The 18889-nt window shown below is 47.0% G+C and carries 22 protein-coding genes and 2 tRNA genes; 13 read left to right on the top strand and 11 right to left on the bottom strand.

The genetic code is table 11. The annotated features are described in order from the left end of the window. Positions 1-126: 126 nt before the first annotated feature. Entirely contained in the window at positions 127-744 is a 618-nt protein-coding gene (locus HPY28_RS07695; RefSeq protein WP_017250323.1) for a MerR family transcriptional regulator, read from the bottom strand. A 233-nt stretch (positions 745-977) separates the two neighbouring features. Here HPY28_RS07695 and HPY28_RS07690 point away from each other — a divergent pair, with 233 nt between their 5' ends. The 3 genes from HPY28_RS07690 to fabI all read left to right on the top strand — a co-directional run bounded on the left by HPY28_RS07690 (position 978) and on the right by fabI (position 2780). Then, positions 978-1703 (top strand): ZIP family metal transporter, encoded by a 726-nt coding sequence (locus HPY28_RS07690; protein WP_017250322.1) that lies wholly within the window; start codon positions 978-980, stop codon positions 1701-1703. Between the two features lie 39 nt (positions 1704-1742). Continuing rightward, a complete protein-coding gene (locus HPY28_RS07685) occupies positions 1743-1910 on the top strand; it encodes a hypothetical protein (RefSeq protein WP_174224066.1) in 168 nt (55 codons plus the stop codon). A 96-nt stretch (positions 1911-2006) separates the two neighbouring features. Continuing rightward, complete coding sequence (gene fabI, locus HPY28_RS07680; RefSeq protein WP_016742464.1) at positions 2007-2780, top strand: enoyl-ACP reductase FabI; 774 nt, start codon at positions 2007-2009, stop codon at positions 2778-2780. A gap of 149 nt (positions 2781-2929) precedes the next feature. Here fabI and HPY28_RS07675 read toward each other — a convergent pair whose 3' ends face one another. Together HPY28_RS07675 and HPY28_RS07670 are read right to left on the bottom strand one after the other, a co-directional pair. Beyond that, the gene (locus HPY28_RS07675) at positions 2930-5344 is read right to left on the bottom strand and encodes a UvrD-helicase domain-containing protein (RefSeq protein ID WP_174224470.1); all 2415 of its coding nucleotides are present in this window, start codon (positions 5342-5344) and stop codon (positions 2930-2932) included. Positions 5345-5415: 71 nt separating this feature from the next. Continuing rightward, on the bottom strand, positions 5416-6780 hold the full coding sequence (locus tag HPY28_RS07670) for a hemolysin family protein (RefSeq protein ID WP_174224432.1): 1365 nt from the start codon (positions 6778-6780) through the stop codon (positions 5416-5418). A 285-nt stretch (positions 6781-7065) separates the two neighbouring features. On the opposite strand from HPY28_RS07670, the gene HPY28_RS07665 reads away from it, so the two are divergent. Beyond that, positions 7066-7788: a YitT family protein gene (locus HPY28_RS07665; RefSeq protein ID WP_173622278.1), complete on the top strand. Its 723-nt coding sequence runs from the start codon at positions 7066-7068 to the stop codon at positions 7786-7788. Between the two features lie 9 nt (positions 7789-7797). After that, positions 7798-8727: an MBL fold metallo-hydrolase gene (locus HPY28_RS07660; RefSeq protein ID WP_174224431.1), complete on the top strand. Its 930-nt coding sequence runs from the start codon at positions 7798-7800 to the stop codon at positions 8725-8727. Here the strand turns inward: HPY28_RS07660 and HPY28_RS07655 are convergent. Next, positions 8697-9059, bottom strand: a complete 363-nt coding sequence (locus HPY28_RS07655) for a hypothetical protein (RefSeq protein WP_017250316.1) — start codon at positions 9057-9059, stop codon at positions 8697-8699. The genes HPY28_RS07660 and HPY28_RS07655 overlap by 31 nt on opposite strands. A 106-nt stretch (positions 9060-9165) precedes the next feature. Here HPY28_RS07655 and HPY28_RS07650 point away from each other — a divergent pair, with 106 nt between their 5' ends. Beyond that, complete coding sequence (locus HPY28_RS07650) at positions 9166-10011, top strand: PHP domain-containing protein (RefSeq protein ID WP_017250315.1); 846 nt, start codon at positions 9166-9168, stop codon at positions 10009-10011. Positions 10012-10073: 62 nt separating this feature from the next. Here the strand turns inward: HPY28_RS07650 and HPY28_RS07645 are convergent, their stop codons facing one another. Together HPY28_RS07645 and HPY28_RS07640 are read right to left on the bottom strand one after the other, a co-directional pair. Further along, the gene (locus HPY28_RS07645) at positions 10074-10496 is read right to left on the bottom strand and encodes a DUF3995 domain-containing protein (RefSeq protein WP_017250314.1); all 423 of its coding nucleotides are present in this window, start codon (positions 10494-10496) and stop codon (positions 10074-10076) included. A 105-nt stretch (positions 10497-10601) separates the two neighbouring features. Then, positions 10602-11117, bottom strand: coding sequence for a TetR/AcrR family transcriptional regulator (locus HPY28_RS07640; protein ID WP_174230341.1), 516 nt, complete (start codon positions 11115-11117; stop codon positions 10602-10604). A 200-nt stretch (positions 11118-11317) separates the two neighbouring features. Between HPY28_RS07640 and HPY28_RS30385 the strand changes: the two genes are divergently transcribed. Both HPY28_RS30385 and HPY28_RS30380 read left to right on the top strand, forming a co-directional pair. After that, positions 11318-11701, top strand: a complete 384-nt coding sequence (locus tag HPY28_RS30385; protein ID WP_254613076.1) for an NAD(P)-binding domain-containing protein — start codon at positions 11318-11320, stop codon at positions 11699-11701. Beyond that, positions 11702-12217 (top strand): imine reductase family protein, encoded by a 516-nt coding sequence (locus HPY28_RS30380; RefSeq protein WP_254613075.1) that lies wholly within the window; start codon positions 11702-11704, stop codon positions 12215-12217. Positions 12218-12322: 105 nt separating this feature from the next. On the opposite strand, the gene HPY28_RS07630 is transcribed toward HPY28_RS30380, so the two are convergent. Further along, a complete protein-coding gene (locus tag HPY28_RS07630; RefSeq protein ID WP_017250310.1) occupies positions 12323-12778 on the bottom strand; it encodes a GNAT family N-acetyltransferase in 456 nt (151 codons plus the stop codon). A 78-nt stretch (positions 12779-12856) separates the two neighbouring features. Next, positions 12857-13366 (bottom strand): YjcG family protein, encoded by a 510-nt coding sequence (locus HPY28_RS07625; RefSeq protein WP_017250309.1) that lies wholly within the window; start codon positions 13364-13366, stop codon positions 12857-12859. Between the two features lie 145 nt (positions 13367-13511). Here HPY28_RS07625 and HPY28_RS07620 point away from each other — a divergent pair, with 145 nt between their 5' ends. Then, entirely contained in the window at positions 13512-13670 is a 159-nt protein-coding gene (locus HPY28_RS07620) for a hypothetical protein (RefSeq protein WP_017250308.1), read from the top strand. Between the two features lie 2 nt (positions 13671-13672). Here the strand turns inward: HPY28_RS07620 and HPY28_RS07615 are convergent, their stop codons facing one another. Further along, positions 13673-14377, bottom strand: a complete 705-nt coding sequence (locus HPY28_RS07615; RefSeq protein ID WP_174230340.1) for an alpha/beta hydrolase — start codon at positions 14375-14377, stop codon at positions 13673-13675. Positions 14378-14557: 180 nt separating this feature from the next. Here HPY28_RS07615 and HPY28_RS07610 point away from each other — a divergent pair, with 180 nt between their 5' ends. The 4 genes from HPY28_RS07610 to HPY28_RS30375 all read left to right on the top strand — a co-directional run bounded on the left by HPY28_RS07610 (position 14558) and on the right by HPY28_RS30375 (position 16609). Then, the gene (locus tag HPY28_RS07610) at positions 14558-15151 is read left to right on the top strand and encodes a phosphatidylglycerophosphatase A family protein (RefSeq protein WP_017250306.1); all 594 of its coding nucleotides are present in this window, start codon (positions 14558-14560) and stop codon (positions 15149-15151) included. 419 nt (positions 15152-15570) lie between these two features. Beyond that, positions 15571-15647: transfer RNA gene (locus tag HPY28_RS07605), tRNA-Ile, on the top strand. Between the two features lie 25 nt (positions 15648-15672). Continuing rightward, positions 15673-15748: transfer RNA gene (locus HPY28_RS07600), tRNA-Val, on the top strand. 129 nt (positions 15749-15877) lie between these two features. Continuing rightward, complete coding sequence (locus HPY28_RS30375) at positions 15878-16609, top strand: GNAT family N-acetyltransferase (RefSeq protein ID WP_254613074.1); 732 nt, start codon at positions 15878-15880, stop codon at positions 16607-16609. Positions 16610-16973: 364 nt separating this feature from the next. Here HPY28_RS30375 and HPY28_RS07585 read toward each other — a convergent pair whose 3' ends face one another. Both HPY28_RS07585 and HPY28_RS07580 read right to left on the bottom strand, forming a co-directional pair. Beyond that, positions 16974-17531 carry a DUF3221 domain-containing protein gene (locus tag HPY28_RS07585; RefSeq protein WP_254613073.1) on the bottom strand — a complete coding sequence of 186 codons (558 nt, stop codon included), beginning with the start codon at positions 17529-17531 and terminating at the stop codon, positions 16974-16976. Between the two features lie 63 nt (positions 17532-17594). Next, a complete protein-coding gene (locus HPY28_RS07580) occupies positions 17595-18512 on the bottom strand; it encodes a S1 family peptidase (RefSeq protein WP_174230337.1) in 918 nt (305 codons plus the stop codon). Between the last annotated feature and the right edge of the window lie 377 nt (positions 18513-18889).

Raw genomic sequence — 18889 nt, 5'->3', positions numbered from 1 at the left:
AATGTAAATAGTCCTGATTTTCAGTCAGTTCATATAGTACCATTTTATCACATTAGAACATGGGGAGACTACCGCTGTTGAGGTTATTCTCTTAATTGTCATTTTTTTCCGTTTAAAAAAACACGATTATTGCTCGGCTGCGCGATCTGAACGTGTAAACCAGCGGAAAGGGTTGAGTGACCAGCGAGGTTCGTAGCGGGCATAGCGCTCCTTGCGACGAGTCAAGCGCTGCTGCATGAGATCCAGTTCAAAAGTAACACGACGCATTTCCAAGCGAAGGGACTCTTGCATTTCTTCTATATCCGCAATTTTTTGCAGAATGGTCGATTGCATATGATTCATAGAGGAGAGCTGTGTGAGCTCCTGCTGAAATTGGACGAGTGTCTCGTGGACAGTCACTTCCACTTCTCGCATGCCTGTTCCCAGCTTGTTTGTGGCGCTAATCGTAACGGCGGTTTCTTCTGCACCTGTGAGTTCTTCTTCCAGGAGCATTTCCTCGGACAGACGTCCTTCTTCTATCAGTTGGCGCTGAATATCTTTTAACGAGCTGTTGCCGCTGTCTTTTCTTTCCTTTACTTCCTTGAGCAGTTCAAAGCCTGCTTCGCTGATCAAATAGTGACCCTGCGGATTTTTCAGACGTTCCTGTGCAGGTACGAACAAGTCCAGCCAGTTACGCAGTGTACGAACATGCACATCAAGGCGATCAGCTACCTCTTTTGAAGCCATCCAAACTTGTACATCCATCCAGAATCACTCCTTTTTTTCCTCTCGGTATTCCCGGTGGACTCATTATAGCACCAAAATTTTCCGGGTAAGAGAGAATCGACAAAGGTTCTAAAAACTAGTGATCTTTCGTCCGATTCGGACAGATCGTCGTATTTTGTCAAATTTGGTTGACTGCTCATAATGACCGGGACAGGCGCGTACATATGGAAGGAGAAACCATGTTTTTGCTCGTTGGGTGAGGAGAGGACCGGATGATGCAATCTGTTTTCTGGATTGTCCTTTTGACTGCTGCCTTGGCGAGCAGTATCGGAGGACTGCTGTTGTGTTTGCGTGCCTGGTCATCCGAGGCATTGTTTGCGATGATCAGTGCAGGCGCTGGGCTACTGCTAGCGATAACGCTACTAGATTTGATGCCACATGTCTTTTCTGACAAGAGCTTGTGGTTGATGCCATTTGTGCTCGTTGGCTTTGTGATGCTTTTTGCTCTGGAACTAATCAGCAAGTCTAGCGGAGAGTTTGGCTCCACGGGAATCATTGGGGTCATGACAGGTTTTTTATTGCATGCATTTGTCGAAGGGGTCTCATTAGTCGCTAGCTTGCAGATGGATTCAGAAGTAGGGGTATCGGTGTTGGTGGCGATGCTGCTGCACAAAATTCCAGATGGCGTGACCATTGCCTCTCTTTTGCTGGCAGCGACCAACTCGAGAAAGAAAGCATTTTGGGGGGCGACATCCCTTGGAATCGCGACGATTGCAGGAGCTCTCAGTTTTGGCTTTGCCGAGCAAATGTTTCCTTCGAATTGGTCTGGCATTATGTTGGCCATGACGACCGGTATCTTTTTGTATGTATCCGCTAGCCATCTCGTCCCTTATATCGGACAAACCAAAAAGGCACAGTACGGAGTTTATTTTGTTGGTGCCATGGCCGTGTATTTGATTTTGTCTGCCTTTTTACACGCGAACCACTTGCATGCATAAAAGGTCCCATTCCTAGCCAGTCTAGTCTGGAGGAAGGGAGTGTGGACTGACAGTATGAACCATCAAGAACAATTGCAAACAGACGATCTCTTGCAGTCACTGACTGAATTCCCGGTCATGGGGACATCGTTGAATCCAATGCAGGAATCGTGGGCTTCCTCTGAAGCTCTAACTGCGCTAACCGATCAGGCCGGAAGTACCGATTAAATGTTTTTGTACGGCCCCTCTCGTTTATCCCCTCGTATCCATGGACAAGATCGGTTATAATGCAGGGGAATAAGTTGGGAAAGGGGCAGATACATAATGAATACATTGTTGCAAGGAAAGAACATCGTCATCATGGGCGTAGCAAACCACCGCAGCATTGCCTGGGGAATTGCGCAATCCTTACATAATGCTGGAGCGAATCTGATTTTTACGTACCAAGGGGAGCGTCTGCGTGAAAACGTGGCGGCACTCACGGAAAAATTGGGAGTAGAGTCGCTGTTGGTAAATTGCGATGTCACGAAGGATGAGGATGTCGAAGCGGCTTTTGCTGTGATCAAAGAAAAAGTGGGCGTTATTCACGGTCTAGCGCACTGCATCGCGTTTGCGAAAACCGAAGAGCTCGAAGGCGAGTATGTCAACACATCCCGTGAAGGATACGCACTGGCACAAGACATTAGCGCATTCTCCCTGGTAGCAGTTGCTCGTGCTGCTCGTCCTTTGATGACCGAGGGCGGAAGCATCGTGACTTTGACGTACCTTGGCGGTGAGCGCGTGATTCAAAACTACAACGTAATGGGTGTAGCCAAAGCTGCGCTTGATGCATCTGTTCGTTACTTGGCAAACGACTTGGGCAAAGAGAATATTCGTATCAATGCGATCTCTGCTGGTCCAATCCGTACGCTTGCTGCAAAAGGCATCCGCAATTTCAACTCCGTGCTGAAGGAAATTGAGGAAAAAGCGCCATTGCGCCGCACGATTGATCAATCGGAAGTAGGCGACACCGCTCTCTTCTTGTTCAGCAATCTCTCCCGAGGAATCACGGGTGAAATTCTGCACGTTGATGCTGGCTACAGCATTATGGGCGGTTAACCAGAAGCAAATTTTCCCGTAAAAGAATAACAGGCCCCGCTTTCTCGCATACTATACCCAAAATGCGTGAAAGGGGCCTGTTTTTTATGTTTCCATTGATTACGAACATGGAAGAATTCTTGATTTATATGGGCGGCGGCTTTCAGTACTTACCTGCCCATCTCGGCGATGAAGCGGGAGGTGCGGGTCTTTCGTCCGAATCGTTCCCGGGGGATACCGATACACAAGCTGTGACGGGCCCGGGTAATCGCGACGTATAGGAGACGACGTTCTTCTTCAAGAGCACCGGAGCCGCCTTTTCGCAGCTCATCCAATGTGTACTCATGAGGAAGGGCACCTTCTACCAGATCGGGCAAGAAAACGTGGTCGTATTCGAGACCTTTTGCCCGATGGATACTTAAAACATGAACAGCTTCGTCCGGGAGTGGTCGCATCGTGCGCCACTCTTTTTCTTGTCGGGCCATTTGATCGATATAAGCCAAGAAATCGCTGATTGTCGCATGACGCTTGGAAGCTGCCAGTATTTGTTGCAGCTCATCGCTCCAACGTTCCCGGCCATCTTCCCGGTCTTTCGCGCGTTTTTTTAGATAGTCGCGCAGTTTGCCATCCTCAAAGATGAGCTCCAATGCCTGAGCAGGTGGAACGTCCTTGCACGCGGTGAGAATCTCATTGATTTGCTGCATGTGCTTGCGCTGATACGGTTTGAGCTGTGTCAAATGCGGAAGAACGTGCAGAATCGGCTTGTCCTCGATGATTGCTTGGCTGCGCAAGGCATTCCACATTTCGGCTGAGATGTAGAGAGTCGACAATATTTCTTTAAGCGCATCGGTGTCATCCGGGTTTAACGCGAGCCGTAAGTAATTCAGCGTCCAGCGAACCGTCTGGCGTTGGTAAAAGGAATCCTCCTCTTGCGTGTAATGAAAAGGAATCCCTGCTTCGCTCAGACGCTCTAAAATGGGGCGTGCAGATTCATTGGTGCGGTACAAGATCGCGCATTCACCCAAAATGGCTCCTTGCTCACGACGATGGATAATTTCATCGACGATCCGGGAAGCTTGTTCTTCTTCGTCTTCCGGCTCGAATAAATACGTGTCGCCTTCCTCGCGATGAAAGGACTGACATTCCTTTGCCCAACGCTCCCGGTTGTGACCGATCAGCGAGTAGCCAAGACTGACGATCGAAGAATGGGAACGGTAGTTGACCTCGAGTGTAAATGTCGACGCCTGTGGGAAGTCTTTGGTGAAGCCCAAGATGTACTGGGGATCACTGCCGCGAAAGCCGTAAATGGACTGATCGTCATCCCCGATGACACACAAATTGTTTTGTGGAGCAGCTAGCAGCTTGACTGTCTCATACTGAATGCGATTGATATCCTGAAACTCATCGACCATCACATAGGTGATGCGTTCCTGATAACGGCGCAGGAGTCCTGAATCATCGCGCAGCATTTCGTAGCAGCCAATAAGCATGTCGTCAAAGTCAAACCAATGATGCTTTTTCTTCGTGGCCTCGTACAGAGGATAAAGCTGGATCGCCCGTTTTTCTGCATCGTTCGTTGCTTCCCGATACGCGACCTCATGGGGGAGGATGTATTCGTTTTTCCAACGGCTGATAATGCCGAGTGCTTCGGTGATCTCTGTTTCTTTTAACGTGGCAAGGTCATCATGACCGAGCAGTGCGCCAGTCTCGCGTATCAACCGCCATTTTTGCCAATCCTTTTTCAAGAGGCGCTGCTGATCCCAGCGTTCTGGCTGGTGATGCAGGAGCATTCGGTAAAAGATGCTGTGGAACGTACCGGCAATCAGCTCACGTGCTTGTCCAGCAGGTAGCTGCCGGGCAATGCGCTGACGGATTTCATCGGCGGCTTTGGTCGTAAAGGTCACGACCATGATTTGATTCGGCTTTACGCCCAACTCACAGATCAAATGAGTCGTGCGAGCCGTCATAACGCGCGTCTTGCCACTTCCGGCTCCGGCGAGGATGAGAAAAGGTCCCTCGGTAGCGTGCACCGCTTGCTGTTGTCCCGGATGCAGCGGTTGATCACGCATTTGCTCAGCCATGTGAGAGATGGTCTTCTTCGGCATCAAGCGTTTGCGGAAAACCGGTGGCTTCGGAGCTGGCGGGGGAGGCGTCGTGCTCGTGCCAATCGTTCTCTTTTTCGGAAGGCGAAAGGAGCCGATGGTTGTTGTATCTACTTCGTCTATGGATGCACTGTGTTCCATGGTTGAGAAAGCGAGTGGTTCTTTCGTGTTGTCGTCGCTGTCGCTGTGATCCTTTTCGGCCGTAGCAGTCAAGACAGCCTGAAAGGCAGTGGCAGCCGTCTCGTTAATCGCGTGTAGCGAATCGAGAGGAGCAGGACCATTTTCCGTCAGAAGCGGGCACTCTGCTCCTTCAGGATGGAAGAAATGCGGCTCAAAGCTGATGCCAGCATGAAGACGAAGCGCTGATGCACAGGCTGGACAGCGTACCTTGTCCTGCCGGGCAGCCATGCGCCAAAACGGTATGCGGTTGTAGTTCTCTGGTAGCAACAGGATGGGTTTGTTGTCTAGTAAAGCGTAGTTCATCATGACACCTCGGAAACAAGAAGTGCCCCCTGTCGGCAGGGGACACTTGCCATTATGGTTGTTCTTTTCGATTAGGAGTGCAGCGACACGATGTCCTCCGGGAAAGCGGACGAATCTTCTGCTCCCAAATACGTGATGCTCACCCGTGTGATGCGATGGTTTTCCAGTTCACTGATCGCAAAAAGATAGCCTTGGAATGTGACGGTTTTGCCTTTCGCGACCTCTTCATTTAACTGGCTGTAGAGCCATCCGGCAATGGTATCGACTTCGTCGGAAACGACTTCAATCGATATGTAATCATTCAGTTCTGTCAAGAGAGTTTTGCCGGAAACCGAGAGCGTATTGCTGGAGCTTTCTTCAATTTCAGGGCGCTCATTTTCATCGAACTCATCCTGAATATCACCGACGATTTCCTCCAAAATGTCCTCCATCGTTAACAGCCCTGCTGTACCTCCGTATTCGTCAATCACGATGGCGAGCTGGGAGCGGCGTTTTTGCATTAAGCGCAAGACATGGCTAATTTCCATAGACTCCGGCACCGTCAATAGAGGGCGGAGAAAATCATTTAGCTCAGCCTTTCCTGTCGTCAACGCAGAGAGGTAAAAATCTGAGGTGTGCACAAAGCCAATCAGCCTGTCCTTATCCTCATGGGCGACGGGAAAGCGTGAATGGCGAGACTCTCTCATGATTTCGAGGTTTTCGTCAAACGTGTTGTCGTCGTAAAGGCAAATCATATCAATCCGTGGGATCATAATTTCCCGGGCAAGACGTTCGGAAAACACGAAGACATTGTCAACCAACGCCATCTCGGTCTGGTCAATGTGACCACTTTTATGACTCTGGTTCATGAGAAGGCGGATTTCTTCTTCTGTATGAGCAGATTCGTTTTCCGTGGCAGGCTCGATTCCAAGGCGTCTGATCAGTAAATTGGCTGCCCCGTTTAAAAACCAGATGAGCGGATAGCTCAGCTTGTAGAAAAACATGAGTGGTGCAGCAGTCCATAGGGAAGTGGCCTCCGCTTTTTGGATCGCCAAAGACTTGGGCGCAAGCTCTCCGAAGACGATATGTAAAAATGTGATAATAGCAAAGGAGATTGCAAGTGAGGTCGGACCGACCAAATAAGTTGGGAAATGAAATAATGCCATGACGGGCGCGACGTAATGGGCGACGGCAGGTTCACCTACCCAGCCTAACCCCAATGAAGCCAGCGTTATTCCGAGCTGGCAGGCGGACAGATAGGCGTCGAGCTCTCGCGTGACTTTTTGCGCGTAGCGGGCACTTTTGTTATTGCCTTCACTGACGAGCTGGGTCAGACGTGTTTGGCGAACTTTTACCAACGAGAATTCTGCTGCGACGAAGAAGCCGTTCAGAAGAACCAAAAATACCACGAGCAGCAGATTCAGCGTAATCTCCCCTATCGGACTCTCCAAGCACACCTCCGCCTCCCGCAGTGCGAAAGGTGGAGAATTCACCTCCGATACGATAATGGTATTTTACATGTACGACCAAAAACGGATAAATATTCGATCTAAAACCTGCAATGGATATGCTTTTCATGAGCCATGCCTCAGGTTTTCTTGTTACTCGTAAGTATACCAATAGGTCAACCGAACAGTCAAAACGTTCCGATTTGAACGAGCGCATTCTTAGGCAATGCTTGGACATACCTGCTTCTTTCTGATCATAAATATAAACGAGCACGGTCCAAGGAGGGGAGCAACGTGTACTGGCTGCAAAAAGGTGTAGCGATTCTCACAGGAAGCGTGCTTCTAGGCATAGGAGTCAATCTGTTTTTGGTTCCGCACCGCCTGATGGACGGGGGCATGATTGGGATCGGTTTGTTGGCGACGTATTACATGCAGATGCCTCCGGGTCTCGTGATGATTTTGGTAAGTATTCCTGTGTATGTCATCGTCTTTTTTTATGATCGCAGATTGTTTTTTCACAGCTTTCACGGCATGCTGATTTCTGCTTTCTTTATAGATATTCTCTCGGATATGCGTGGTTGGAATCTATGGTCAACATCCTTTTCCGCAATTACTGGTGGCGTGTTAATTGGCATGGGGATCGGCTTGATGCTTGCCTACGAGACGAATACGGGCGGGACAGACCTGCTCGCGCAATTTCTTGCCAGACGATACAAGCTGCGCATTGCCTTGCTGATTTTTCTAATCGATGGGCTGATCGTACTCGGCTCGATTCAGACGATCGGGATGGAGAGAATGATTTTCTCTTTGCTGACGATCGTCGCAGTGGCAGCGACTACGCATATGTTCAGTGGACTCGGACGACCTTTACCACCGTATACGATCATTGGCCCGCTTCTTTCGCCCAAAATAGATGGTCGCTCGTCGCGGCTCTATGTAAACAAGAACACGAGAAATAGGAACGGGGAAGGGGAAGGCGATATTTTGGAGAAAATAAATAGGAAAAGGATGAAATGAGGGAGTGCTGTGTCTGGACAAGCATTTCAAATGATAACGGAGCGTGTCGGCTATTTTCCCGGTCATGTTAACATAGGCCTCGTCATTGGTGAGCATGGAGCAATCCTGATTGATTCTGGTCTGGATACCCAAAACGCAAAAAAAATCAAAAAAGGACTGGACGTTATCGCCCAGCCCTTGTGTGCAATCATTCAGACACACTCTCATGCCGACCATTTCGGTGGAAACGCCTACTTGCTCGGATGCTGGCCCGAAGCAAGGGTCTATGCGCCACCGCTGGAAGAGGCGATCATTCGGAATCCGATACTTGAGCCCATTTACTTGAACGTGGGTGCAGCACCACTTGAGGATCTCAAAAACAAGTTTTTGCTGGCGCAACCTTCTCGGGTGGACCACCTCCTTCCACTGGATGAAGGGATCGAGATAGATGGCGTACATTTCTTTATCCTTTCTCTGCCGGGGCATAGCTGGCAACAGGTTGGCGTCGTCTGTGACGAGATTTGCTTCGCTGCCGACAGTTATTTAGGCGAAGAGGTTTTGGAAAAGCACAAGCTGCCGTTTCTTGTGGATGCGCATGAGACTCTACTCAGTCTTCATAAACTGCTTGCAACCAACTACAGGGGATACTTGCCTGGGCACGGAGCATATACCACCACCTCTCATGATGCCGTGAACAAAAATATTGCTTGGCATGAGCGGATTTTCTCGGTGATCTGCGACATTTTAGTAGAGGAGAGAACACCAGAAGAAGCATTAACTCTCCTGTGTGAGCGTTTACATATTTCCATAGAAAATGCTTCGAGCTACGTCCTGTTTCGGACGGCGTTTATGGGTTACTTGGTCGGGCTTCAAAAAACAAAGAGGGTGGCATACCGGTTTGAACATAATCGGTGGTTATGGAGAACTGTTCAGGATGGAGCGGAGGGAGCAGAAAGGTAATCGGCGATTTCTGCTAGCTTATGCTCTGCAGCTTCGCGGACGGCCTTGGGAATGAAAAAAACTTCTTCGGATGCGGTGTTCATATAAAACTTTGCTTCCAAATACGGATGACCCAGTTTGACATTCAGTTCCCCTTTTCCGGTCGTTGTGCTGGTGTAATTCGTCGGGATGCGCAAAAAATATGCGCTGCTGCTGGCGGAGTCGTACATGACGACATCGTATGTTGGCATACTGTCGCCGCCTGATCGATGAAAGCCTTGTTGCCGCAGCATTTTGTCAACATAAGAGAGTGGCTGAACGACACCGGTAAGGGTCTTGTTTTTTAACCGCATGGACATCCTCCTCGGTTCAACCATTGAGAAATCGAGCTTATTCTCATACTATGTACGGCAATATCAATTCAGACTTGTAGAAAAAGAAAAGAAGGAGTGGACGAGGATGGAACTTATAGCAGATTTGCATACACATACAAAGGCTTCAGACGGTACCTGCGAACCTGCGGAAAACGTACGTTTGGCGAAGGAGTCTGGACTTGCTGCACTGGCGATCACGGATCACGACACGGTAGCAGGGATTCCAGAAGCAATGGAGGCTGCCCGCGCACTCGGCGTGGAAATCATTCCGGGAGTCGAAGTGAGCTCCGTAGGGAAGGGGCAGGATATTCACGTTCTCGGCTATTTTGTCCCGTATGAAGACCCAGCTTTTGAAGAGCGTCTCTTCCGTTTGCGAGAGACAAGACATGAGCGTAACCAACTGCTGATAGCACGGCTGCAGGAGCTCGGTATCGACATTTCATTGGAAAAGGTATACCGCCGCAAGCAGGGCACGGACAAAAACATCGGGCGACCGCATATTGCAGAAGAACTGATTGAGCTGGGGATCGTTTCAACGATCGCGGAGGCCTTTGATAAGTACTTGGGCAAAGGGGGAGCGGCTTATGTCAATCCTCCACGCATTACCCCGCAGGAAGCAATCACGCTGATCAAAGAGGCTGGCGGAGTGGCGGTGCTGGCTCACCCGGGTCTGTATGACGATGATGAGCTGGTCCAGGAGTTGATTGTATTCGGATTGGACGGGATTGAAGTGAACCACCCGGACAACGATGAGGTACAAAAAATGCGCTACAGCAAATGGGCAGCACAATACGGACTTGTTATAACGGGCGGTTCTGATTTCCATGGCTGGCGTGGAGAGGAGCCGTTTCATGCGATGCTCGGCTCTCATACCGCAACGATGGATGCTGTTGAACAGATACGTGCGATTGCGGCGAAGCGGAAGGCGTAATTCATCCATACGTAATGGTAAGGACCCTCTTCTCTTTTATGGGAAGAGGGTTTTTTGTGAGCTTATAACAAGGCGAGTAGAAATGATATCCCTAACCACAAGCATAGAGGGGTGAACAATGCCGTATCTTGACGGGCAAACTTCGTATTTTTAACTTTTTTAAAAAAGCCAATGTAGTTGAAGTCTCCCACAGCCCGCAGGACAAATACAGCGGCACAGACAATGCATCCCCATTGAATCAAAGAACGGGTTATAACGGGTGGGAGATAACCGCTCTGGGCAAGCAAAAGGTAAGCGGCACAAGTCAACAAGCAGGCAACGACGATCGTTCCGCCTTTCCGAGGGGAAAAAGTTCGACGTGAATGATCAGCTGTTGTGGGAATGACGGAATCGGTCCCCCATTTTCCTCCGAAGGCCCAATAAAAATGCAGCAAGGACACGATGACTAAGAAGATAGCAGATGAGATGGGGAAAACATGCGTCATGGGAATGCCTCCTATTGATTTAAAAGGTTTTGTGAAAGATACGAATCCGTATGTTTTGGGCAAAAAAATCTCTGCGCAGTATAGCCTGTCAGGCAGAGAGGGGAATCAAATCCAAGTCATAAAATGATGCAAGGGTTCGGACATATCGAAAGGTGCTTCTAGCTCTCGGCGCACGAGCCAACCAACATAGAGGAGGTACGCGAGCTGGGCGCGTGCCTTTGCTTCAGCGGGAGCCAGCCCTTTTTTCTCATATAATGTGGCCACGAAGCCGATTCTGCGCTTTTCGATTTCCACGAGACGTTTGGAAAGGGCAGGATGCTGCTTCGCCCAGTTGTAGATAGCGGCTTCGATTTTTCGCTCGCTGTTAAAAACACTCGACAACAGCTGTTCCAACGACATGTTGTCAGCGTGTGGCGCACGAATGATCCGCTCTGTCGCATGCTCCTCCCAATAATCGATCATGGAGTCCAGTAGCGCTTGACGATCTGGAAAGTGATGATAAAAGCTCCCTTTGCTGATCTTCAGTTTTCTGGCGAGAGGTTCCACACGAACAGCGTCAATACCTGCTTCAGCCAACATATCAAGTCCTGCCCGAATCCAATCTTCACGTACGTATTGCATGGTTCACCTCAAAAGATACGGTATCGTATGTTTCTGGTTCCATGTTATTCCACCGGGAGTGAAGTGTCAAGAAGCATTGATTTTTGTATTGACATTCACACTAGTGTAAACCTTTAGAATCGCAATCAAGAGAGATAGATCTTGCATGTAGCGTCAGATCATCTCGCTTGCAAAGTATAAAATGAATGGAGTGTCAAACGATGAAATCAACATCAATTCCAGCGTCTGTATCAGTCATTGGCCTTGGCAATATGGGAGTAGCACTCGCGGATGCTTTTCTAAATGGTGGTCATCCAACGACTGTCTGGAACCGTTCAGCAGATAGAGCCAAAGGTCTCGTCGGGAAGGGAGCAGTACTGGCGGGCAGTGTAGCAGAGGCAATCACGGCAAGCAGCTTGGTCGTTGTCTGCTTATCGACCTACAAAGTCATGCAAGACCTGCTAGAGCCCTTGGAAAATGAATTATCAGGGCGTGTCATCGTCAACCTCACCACCGGAACCCCGGAGGATGCACGCAAGTCTGCCAAGTGGGTAAGCGAGCGCGGTGGGCAATATCTCGATGGAGCGATTATGGCTGTCCCTTAAATGATTGGACTGCCTGAAACACTCATTTTCTACGGCGGGTCGAAGGCGCTATTTGAAGCATATGAACCGACATTGAAGCTGCTGGGAGGTAACGCTGCCTATCTCAGTGAAGACTATGGCGTGCCGTTGATCTACGATTTGTCCCTGCTCACCATGATGTATGGCGCTTGGTATGGTTCTCTGCATGCCCATGCCTTGTTAAGTACGGCAAACATAACGGCGACAGAGTTTCTTCCATACGCAACCAGCTGGATTCATCACTTGATTGCCCCGCTCTTATCAGATCCGGTTGCCGCACGTGCACGTGATGAAGGAAACTTCACGACCGATGTGTCCAACATGAATACGAACAAACTCGGACTTGAACACATCATCCATGCCAGCAAGGAACAGGGAATCCCCGTTGATTGGTTAACGCCGTTGCTGGCATTGGCCACACAGAAAGTAGCAGAGGGCCACGGTGCTGACTCTTTTGAACGAGTGATTGAGGCAATCCGGAAACCACAGGTGATTTAATGCCTTTCTCGGGTGCCAATGAAAAACAACCTCGCTTCGCATGATGATCATAGCGAAAACGAGGTTGTTTTTCTATCTGAGGGATGGCGCTGCACGTAGCTTCTGTTATTCGCGAATGGATTTGACCATCGCAATATGCTCGATACCCGCATCATCAAACAAGTCGCCAAAAGGTTCATAGCCGAGCTTTTCATAAAACCGTTGGGCTTGCGTCTGTGCGTTCAGCTTCAGGCTGTCATACCCGTGTTGTTTGGCCAACTCTTCCATCGCGAGCATGATTTGGCGGCCCAGTCCGGTACCGCGTTCTGTTTTGGCAACCGCTACCCGTTCAATTTTTCCTACCCCAGGTGCGTAGGTACGGAGACGGCTTGCCCCCACTGGATTTCCTTCACGGTAGACTACAAAATGAATCGTCCCGCTATCCAATGTATCATGCTCATCTATTTCCAACTCTTCTGGTACTTCCTGTTCCTCGATGAAGACGACTCGGCGTACGGACAGGGCATCCGCCAATTCTTGTTCAGTGGTGACTCTTTGGATCTGGTAGGTTTGCAGGTTCATCGGTATTCGTCCTTTGTTAGAAAATATCCCTCCCTACGACGGATACGCAGGGAGGGTTGATGATTGAGGAAAGGGTGTTTATTTTTTGAGAAGGAAAGTCTGGTAAACGCTCCAGATGCCATCCTCGAGTTGATAAACCAAGTGGAAGCGATCAATCTCGCTGTTCAGGTCAATTTTTGCCATGCTCAGTTGGCCGGTTACATCCCGCAGCTCATCGTCGGACAGGTCGCGCCCGATGGTCAGATGCGGTACGTATGCGTAGGTTTCTTTTTCATTCACACACTGATTGGCAATCTTTTGATGCAGCTCGTTAAATGGTTCTTTGTTTTGCACAGCCAAATAGATCACGTTGTTGGTAGGGTGGAAAGAAGATACCCGATGGAAATGAGCCGAAAAGCTGTCGGTAGAGGAGGCAACCTGCTCCAGATGGCTCACCAGCTCAGGAAGCTTGGCTTCGTCCAGCTCAAAGGCTTCCTTCAAACGGATATACGGAGGAACCAAAGCATAGCCCGGGTCATAACGTTTCCGGTAAGAATTGGCTACTTCTTGCACCTTGCTAGATGGGAATATAACGATACTGTACATCATCAGAACCACTCCTCCTTACTATCTATCATGCTCTACAAGATATTATTTTAACAGAAAATTCTTCATTTGTGTAATGTTAAGCGTGGGTCTGTATATTCCTTGTGTCAAAGGAAAGACTGTGTAGTGCAAGGAGGTGCCGCACTGCATGTATACGGCTATGATGATCACATTCATTTTTCTCGTTCTGCTTCTACTGTCTGTGCTGACCTTCACGATCTTGACTGCGATACGAAAAGGAGAATTCGAAGAAGCACTCGTATCGACTATCAAGGATGAAGGTCCACAAGAAGAACAGCCACGGTAAGTTTACCCGTAAAGCGTCTTTAGCATACGCGGTAGATTGCGCTGCCAATGGCTCCACGTATGGTCACCCTCAAACGTTTCATAAACGAGGGTGGCTTTTTTCGTACCCAAAATCTCGCGCAACTCTTCATTGGCCGCAAGAAGATTCAATGTGCCCCGGCCCGTGCTTACTGCCGTTTCCTCCGTCCCGATCTCCAAATAAATGGTTTGCGGCACGGAAAAGTCAGCGTCAGCTATCAGACGATTTAACTTTGCGTCCATGGCAATCGACTGGCAGGCAACTTGTCCAAACGTATGTGGATAGTAAAGAGCAGTAAACAGAGAGACAACCCCGCCCAAAGATTCGCCAAGAAGTGTTCGTGCGTTCCCCAAAGGATGTGTGGAGTAATGCGTATCGACATAGCTCACGACTTCATCGGCGAGGAAGCGACGGTAGGCCATATGCTCCTTGCCATCCGGATGATAGCGGTCGTTCCGTTTGCTTTTCTCGACCGGGAGAAAGACAGCGATGATATCAGGCAATTCTTTGTCCCGATTCAATTGATCTAGCAAAGAAGCCATCCTGCCCATTGCCAAGTAATCTTCTCCGTCCTGCACATAAAGGACTGGATACGAGTAGAGTGGCGAGTAGCGTTGGGGTGTGTAGACAATCAGCTTTTCCGGCGTCCCCAAATGCCGGCTTTCCAAGATGATTTCCTCAAGGGCCACTGCGGTGTCCTCCTTATTGGGATCTTCTATTCATTATTATACAGGAGTGAGCGGGCATGCCCAACAGTTTGGGTGCAGGGTCAGTCAGGCTGTGGGCGAAAGATTGTCGCAATTTGGTCAGCGTGTGATACTATGGTAGGAAACGACTTCACTCGATTTGTGGAAGGGGTTGTCTCTTATATGAAGAAGCAAGTACACAGCATCGAAGTCAGAAACGCTGCTCTCGCACGTTTGGCAGAACGCGGAGTGACGATGGATGATATCGCAGAGATCGTCTATCTCATGCAATCACCTTACCATCCAGATCTCACGATGGCGCAGTGCATCGAGAGCGTGAAAGCGGTCTTGGAAAAAAGGGAAATGCAGCACGCCATCCTGGTTGGCGTTGAGTTGGATACGTTAGCAGAGAAGGGCCTCTTGTCCGAGCCGCTCCAATCTATCATCGCGTCAGATGAAGGACTGTTCGGATGCGACGAAACATTGGCGCTAGGCTCCGTATTTGGATATGGAAGTATCGCGGTGACCACCTTTGGCCATTTGGATAAGCACAAGGTCGGGGTGATTAAAAGGCTGGATACCAAGTCGGGAGAGGGACGTGTTCACACATTTTTGGACGACCTCGTGGCGAGTGTGGCAGCCAATGCGTCTAGCCGTATGGCCCATCGGATGAGAGATGAGCAGGAGGCGGAATTGACACGAAATGAGGCGTTGAAGCAACAGGAAGCCGAGCTGCGTGTCGAGGAGAAAGGGAAAGGGACGGAGCAGGCGGGGTAGGTTAGGGTTGCGATGAGGAAGTTTGTCTCGATCATTACCTAATTATCTTGTTTGTTGTTGTACCCTTTATTGGATCGTCTTTAGACTGGCAGAAGCCAATTCTTCACTGGTGTAGCTCATATGCTTGATGGCGTCATGTTTGATGTGATGCCATCAAGTAGGTAATCCCCATGTTTAGTAGGGGGGATGTGGGTCGCAGCGGTGGGGAATGGCTTTTTTGTTGGGGTCTTGGGTAAGCATATATAGCTGAAACGAGATGACGAGGCTTTTTACATGGTAAAAGCAAGACTGATATCACTGGGTTTCTTAGTGTTCTTTTGGTACGAGTGAAAATTTTTACAAGAAATTATTCATTTCCTCTTGAAATCCATTTTACGATGCTGTATAGTAATAAATGTGATCGACGTCCGATACGATTCGGGCCCTTAGCTCAGTTGGTCAGAGCGGTCGGCTCATAACCGATTGGTCGTAGGTTCGAGTCCTACAGGGCCCACCATTAAACGATCACACACATATCCCATGATCCGGTAGCTCAGTTGGGAGAGCACCATCTTGACAGGGTGGGGGTCGCTGGTTCGAACCCAGTCCGGATCACCATAGTATGAACGTTAGAACCCTTGAGGAATCAAGGGTTTTTTATTTTATGCTTTTGATTAGCCACAGTCACTAACCCCCATATTCTACGATTTGGGTGGCAAATACTATTCGTTTTAAAATGGGGACTTCATGAGGAAGGAGGGTGTGAATGAGTACATTAGAAAAGGCTCTAAGGAAGATCTTCTCGAATCTGGATTTTCTCCTGAGATTGTGGGAGCAGTCGTTGCTCTAACTAGAAATGAAGGCGAGACCTACATGGAATTTGTAAAAAGAGCGAAAATTGACCCGATAGCAAGGTTCGTTAAACTGGCAGACCTAGAAGATAACTGTGACTTGACCCGCATCCCAGATCCAACAAAAATGACCATGAACGGATGTTGCGTTACAGGAGAGCCATTAAAGAACTACTCTCTACATAAATTGGGATTTGATGAGGTTAGAATAATGAAGATAACATTAGCTGATTCATGGTTAGGGAATGATGTTGTATTTTTCTTTCAGAATAACATTCAAGAAAATAACGATGGTATTTCTAATAGGGAATTTTTATGTCCAGATGGAGCATTTGCTGCTGTGCGTAGAAGGCAAGTCGTTGTAGTAATAGATGATAACCAAATTGTAGGAGCAATGCGCTTTTATCCTAGAAAGTCTGATCAAACTATTTCGCTATATCAGTTTGCAATTCGTCCAAGTCATCGAGGACAGAGGTTAATGGATAAAATGCTTCAGATCTTGGGGGAGTGCCCAATTGAGGTAATATGTCCGACTACTTCTAAAATGAATGAGTATTATGAGAAGAGTAGTTGGAGATTGAAAGAAGAAAAGACAGACAGCAACATTTGGGAATGGATGAAATGTTAATTTGATTGGAAAAGGGTGATAGAGATGGCCAAAAAAGAGGTTGTCACATTTGAGCACTTTGTGGCAATGTATTACTGCAATTTCAAAGAAAAGCCAACTCGCGCTACACTTAGACAATACAGTAACTTATATCGAACATGGAAGATCGAGAAGTAGTAAATATACTTCTGAGTGATTTGGCATTAATCAAGTCAGAAATCTATAACAATGAGCTGACTGATATTTTAAATCATTATGGTTTTGGAATTTCAATTAACGAATTTCGTTCTTTAATTGATCCATTGATAGGTGAATTGAACGAATAAAATGACACTTTTATGGGAGATTATCACCTCCTTTCTTTAGTTGCAGCAGGGTACAAATTTTAAATCTCTTTTACTTCTCCTGTTTGTGCATTGATTTTTAGAATAGTATCTGTTTTATGATCATAGTCGGTTGCTTTTATCAGCCAATGATCTTTCTGTCCACTTGCACTTTTAATAATGATTCCATCGTTATGTGTGTTCTTTAAGTAATTGATTGCGTGTTGAATCGCACTTTTTTCATCCATTTGATCAATAGGATTTTTACTTTCTTCTTTAATTACAAGTTTACTGAGTTCTGCGCCACTGGGATAAGACTGTGCTGATGGTGTTGTTGACCATGTAGATACTGTGTGACCAACTTCGATTTCATCATACGAGATGCTATTCCCCTTGCTATCAAGGAATACGGCTTCTTCTTTTGGGAAATACCACTCTGCTGCATAGAAATTCTCATCGCTCGTCTTGGTTTCATCATTTTCTATAACTAAGAGACCTTTTTTTTCATAATCTTTTTCAGTTACGTATCCTGTTAATGCTTGCTTTTCAACCTTCTTGTGATTAGTGGCACATCCAGTTATGAGCAATGCTGCAATGATTAATGTCAAAGCCTTTTTCATTGTGCTCATTTCCTTTCTTGTTCCCCATGAGAAAACCTTCTCTCATGGGGAACTTTATTTCAACTAGTTACCAGTAAAAATTGAATCAATGTTAAAATAATCTTCTATTTCGCTGATATGTGTGTAAACTCCAGTATCCGCGCTATGAACTCCTATTGCTGTTCCACCATAAAATATAGGCCCTCCGCTATCCCCTTGTACTTCTGAATAACTAGCTTGTCTCATGTTAGTAAAGTATTGTGTCTCTCCATTGGGGCTTTCTATATTCCCCCTCCAATTAGTTGATTTCAGCGTTCCACACTTCACTCTTTTCATTTGACTTCCTGAAATGCAAACAGTATCTCCAATGGTTTCATCCCTTGTTCTCTGAACCTCTGTAATAGTATTGTATTCTGATTTATAATTTCCAAAAACATAGTAAGTAGCATCATCAGATCCCTTTGTTAGTTCGATGAGTGCTGCATCCACACTACCACCGAAATTAAAATCTGCGGTTTTACCAAACCTTGTTCCTCCTTGCTCAAATATATCCCCAACATTTTCCGTGCAGTGTCCAGCAGTTAAAACATAAAAATCGTTATCCTTTTGTACTGAAAACGCAGAGGTGCAACTTCTGTCTTCTGTAGTATTTTTTATTCTTAAGCCAGCTTGAATTGGTCTAAATTTGTCGCTTGGCTGAGCCTGAGCCTTGCGTTGTTCTTCTTTCTTGATAATGAAAATGTCAGCATCAAAACCTATTTCAGCCAATGTAGCCTTTTCATCTATTTCTGCCATAAGAAGCTTTGCAGCCTTTTTTTCTGATGTCTTTTCCTTTACTCCAATGTTAATTTTTTGAGTTGGCAAGTCAACATTGACAGAAACTATATCTAACCCTTTCTTCTTAAGGTTTGCTGAATTTTGAAAGACATTTCTGTTATAAAGTACCATAATAGGTATGTTTTTGGTGTAGGTCAATCTACGATTTTTAAATCTACCAAACAATCTTACTGACATTTCCGAATATAAATATATTTTCTGTAATTTAGTTTCAATTATTCACTCAGTTAGTGAGATCTATTTCATAACTAACTCATAGTTTTACTTGTTACTTTCATATGCAATGGTTTTTTTGTTCAACCTTACGAACCAAAATGCTCTCTATTTTGTTTGCTTTACAATCCTCTAGTATCTCAAGCTCACGTTCATTGAATCCTACTTCATTCAACTTCAGCAGCATCTTTGACATCTCTTTTTGAGTAATCTGCATACCACGATATTTCTTAACATTAATGATTGAAAGAGATGTCAATAAAAGAGCTAAAAAAGGATTATATAAATTGCTAGTACCTGTTAATTTACAAGTTGTTATTGAACTAATG

It is taken from the genome of Brevibacillus sp. HB1.2 (assembly GCF_013332495.1).
GTDB classification, from domain to species: domain Bacteria; phylum Bacillota; class Bacilli; order Brevibacillales; family Brevibacillaceae; genus Brevibacillus; species Brevibacillus porteri.
The sequence above is the reverse complement of the archived record's forward strand: the minus strand, read 5'-3'. Positions and strand labels throughout refer to the sequence as shown.

Bases quoted from the DNA above. Each gene is read 5' to 3' on its own strand.
- fabI (WP_016742464.1), top strand. From the start codon at position 2,007: ATGAATACATTGTTGCAAGGAAAGAACATCGTCATCATGGGCGTAGCA.
- HPY28_RS30380 (WP_254613075.1), top strand. From the start codon at position 11,702: ATGATTGGACTGCCTGAAACACTCATTTTCTACGGCGGGTCGAAGGCG.
- HPY28_RS07630 (WP_017250310.1), bottom strand. From the start codon at position 12,778: ATGAACCTGCAAACCTACCAGATCCAAAGAGTCACCACTGAACAAGAA.
- HPY28_RS30385 (WP_254613076.1), top strand. From the start codon at position 11,318: ATGAAATCAACATCAATTCCAGCGTCTGTATCAGTCATTGGCCTTGGC.
- HPY28_RS07625 (WP_017250309.1), bottom strand. From the start codon at position 13,366: ATGATGTACAGTATCGTTATATTCCCATCTAGCAAGGTGCAAGAAGTA.
- HPY28_RS07610 (WP_017250306.1), top strand. From the start codon at position 14,558: ATGAAGAAGCAAGTACACAGCATCGAAGTCAGAAACGCTGCTCTCGCA.
- HPY28_RS07650 (WP_017250315.1), top strand. From the start codon at position 9,166: ATGGAACTTATAGCAGATTTGCATACACATACAAAGGCTTCAGACGGT.
- HPY28_RS07640 (WP_174230341.1), bottom strand. From the start codon at position 11,117: ATGCAATACGTACGTGAAGATTGGATTCGGGCAGGACTTGATATGTTG.
- HPY28_RS30375 (WP_254613074.1), top strand. From the start codon at position 15,878: ATGAGGAAGGAGGGTGTGAATGAGTACATTAGAAAAGGCTCTAAGGAA.
- HPY28_RS07620 (WP_017250308.1), top strand. From the start codon at position 13,512: ATGTATACGGCTATGATGATCACATTCATTTTTCTCGTTCTGCTTCTA.
- HPY28_RS07695 (WP_017250323.1), bottom strand. From the start codon at position 744: ATGGATGTACAAGTTTGGATGGCTTCAAAAGAGGTAGCTGATCGCCTT.
- HPY28_RS07585 (WP_254613073.1), bottom strand. From the start codon at position 17,531: ATGAAAAAGGCTTTGACATTAATCATTGCAGCATTGCTCATAACTGGA.
- HPY28_RS07675 (WP_174224470.1), bottom strand. From the start codon at position 5,344: ATGAACTACGCTTTACTAGACAACAAACCCATCCTGTTGCTACCAGAG.
- HPY28_RS07645 (WP_017250314.1), bottom strand. From the start codon at position 10,496: ATGACGCATGTTTTCCCCATCTCATCTGCTATCTTCTTAGTCATCGTG.
- HPY28_RS07655 (WP_017250316.1), bottom strand. From the start codon at position 9,059: ATGCGGTTAAAAAACAAGACCCTTACCGGTGTCGTTCAGCCACTCTCT.
- HPY28_RS07690 (WP_017250322.1), top strand. From the start codon at position 978: ATGATGCAATCTGTTTTCTGGATTGTCCTTTTGACTGCTGCCTTGGCG.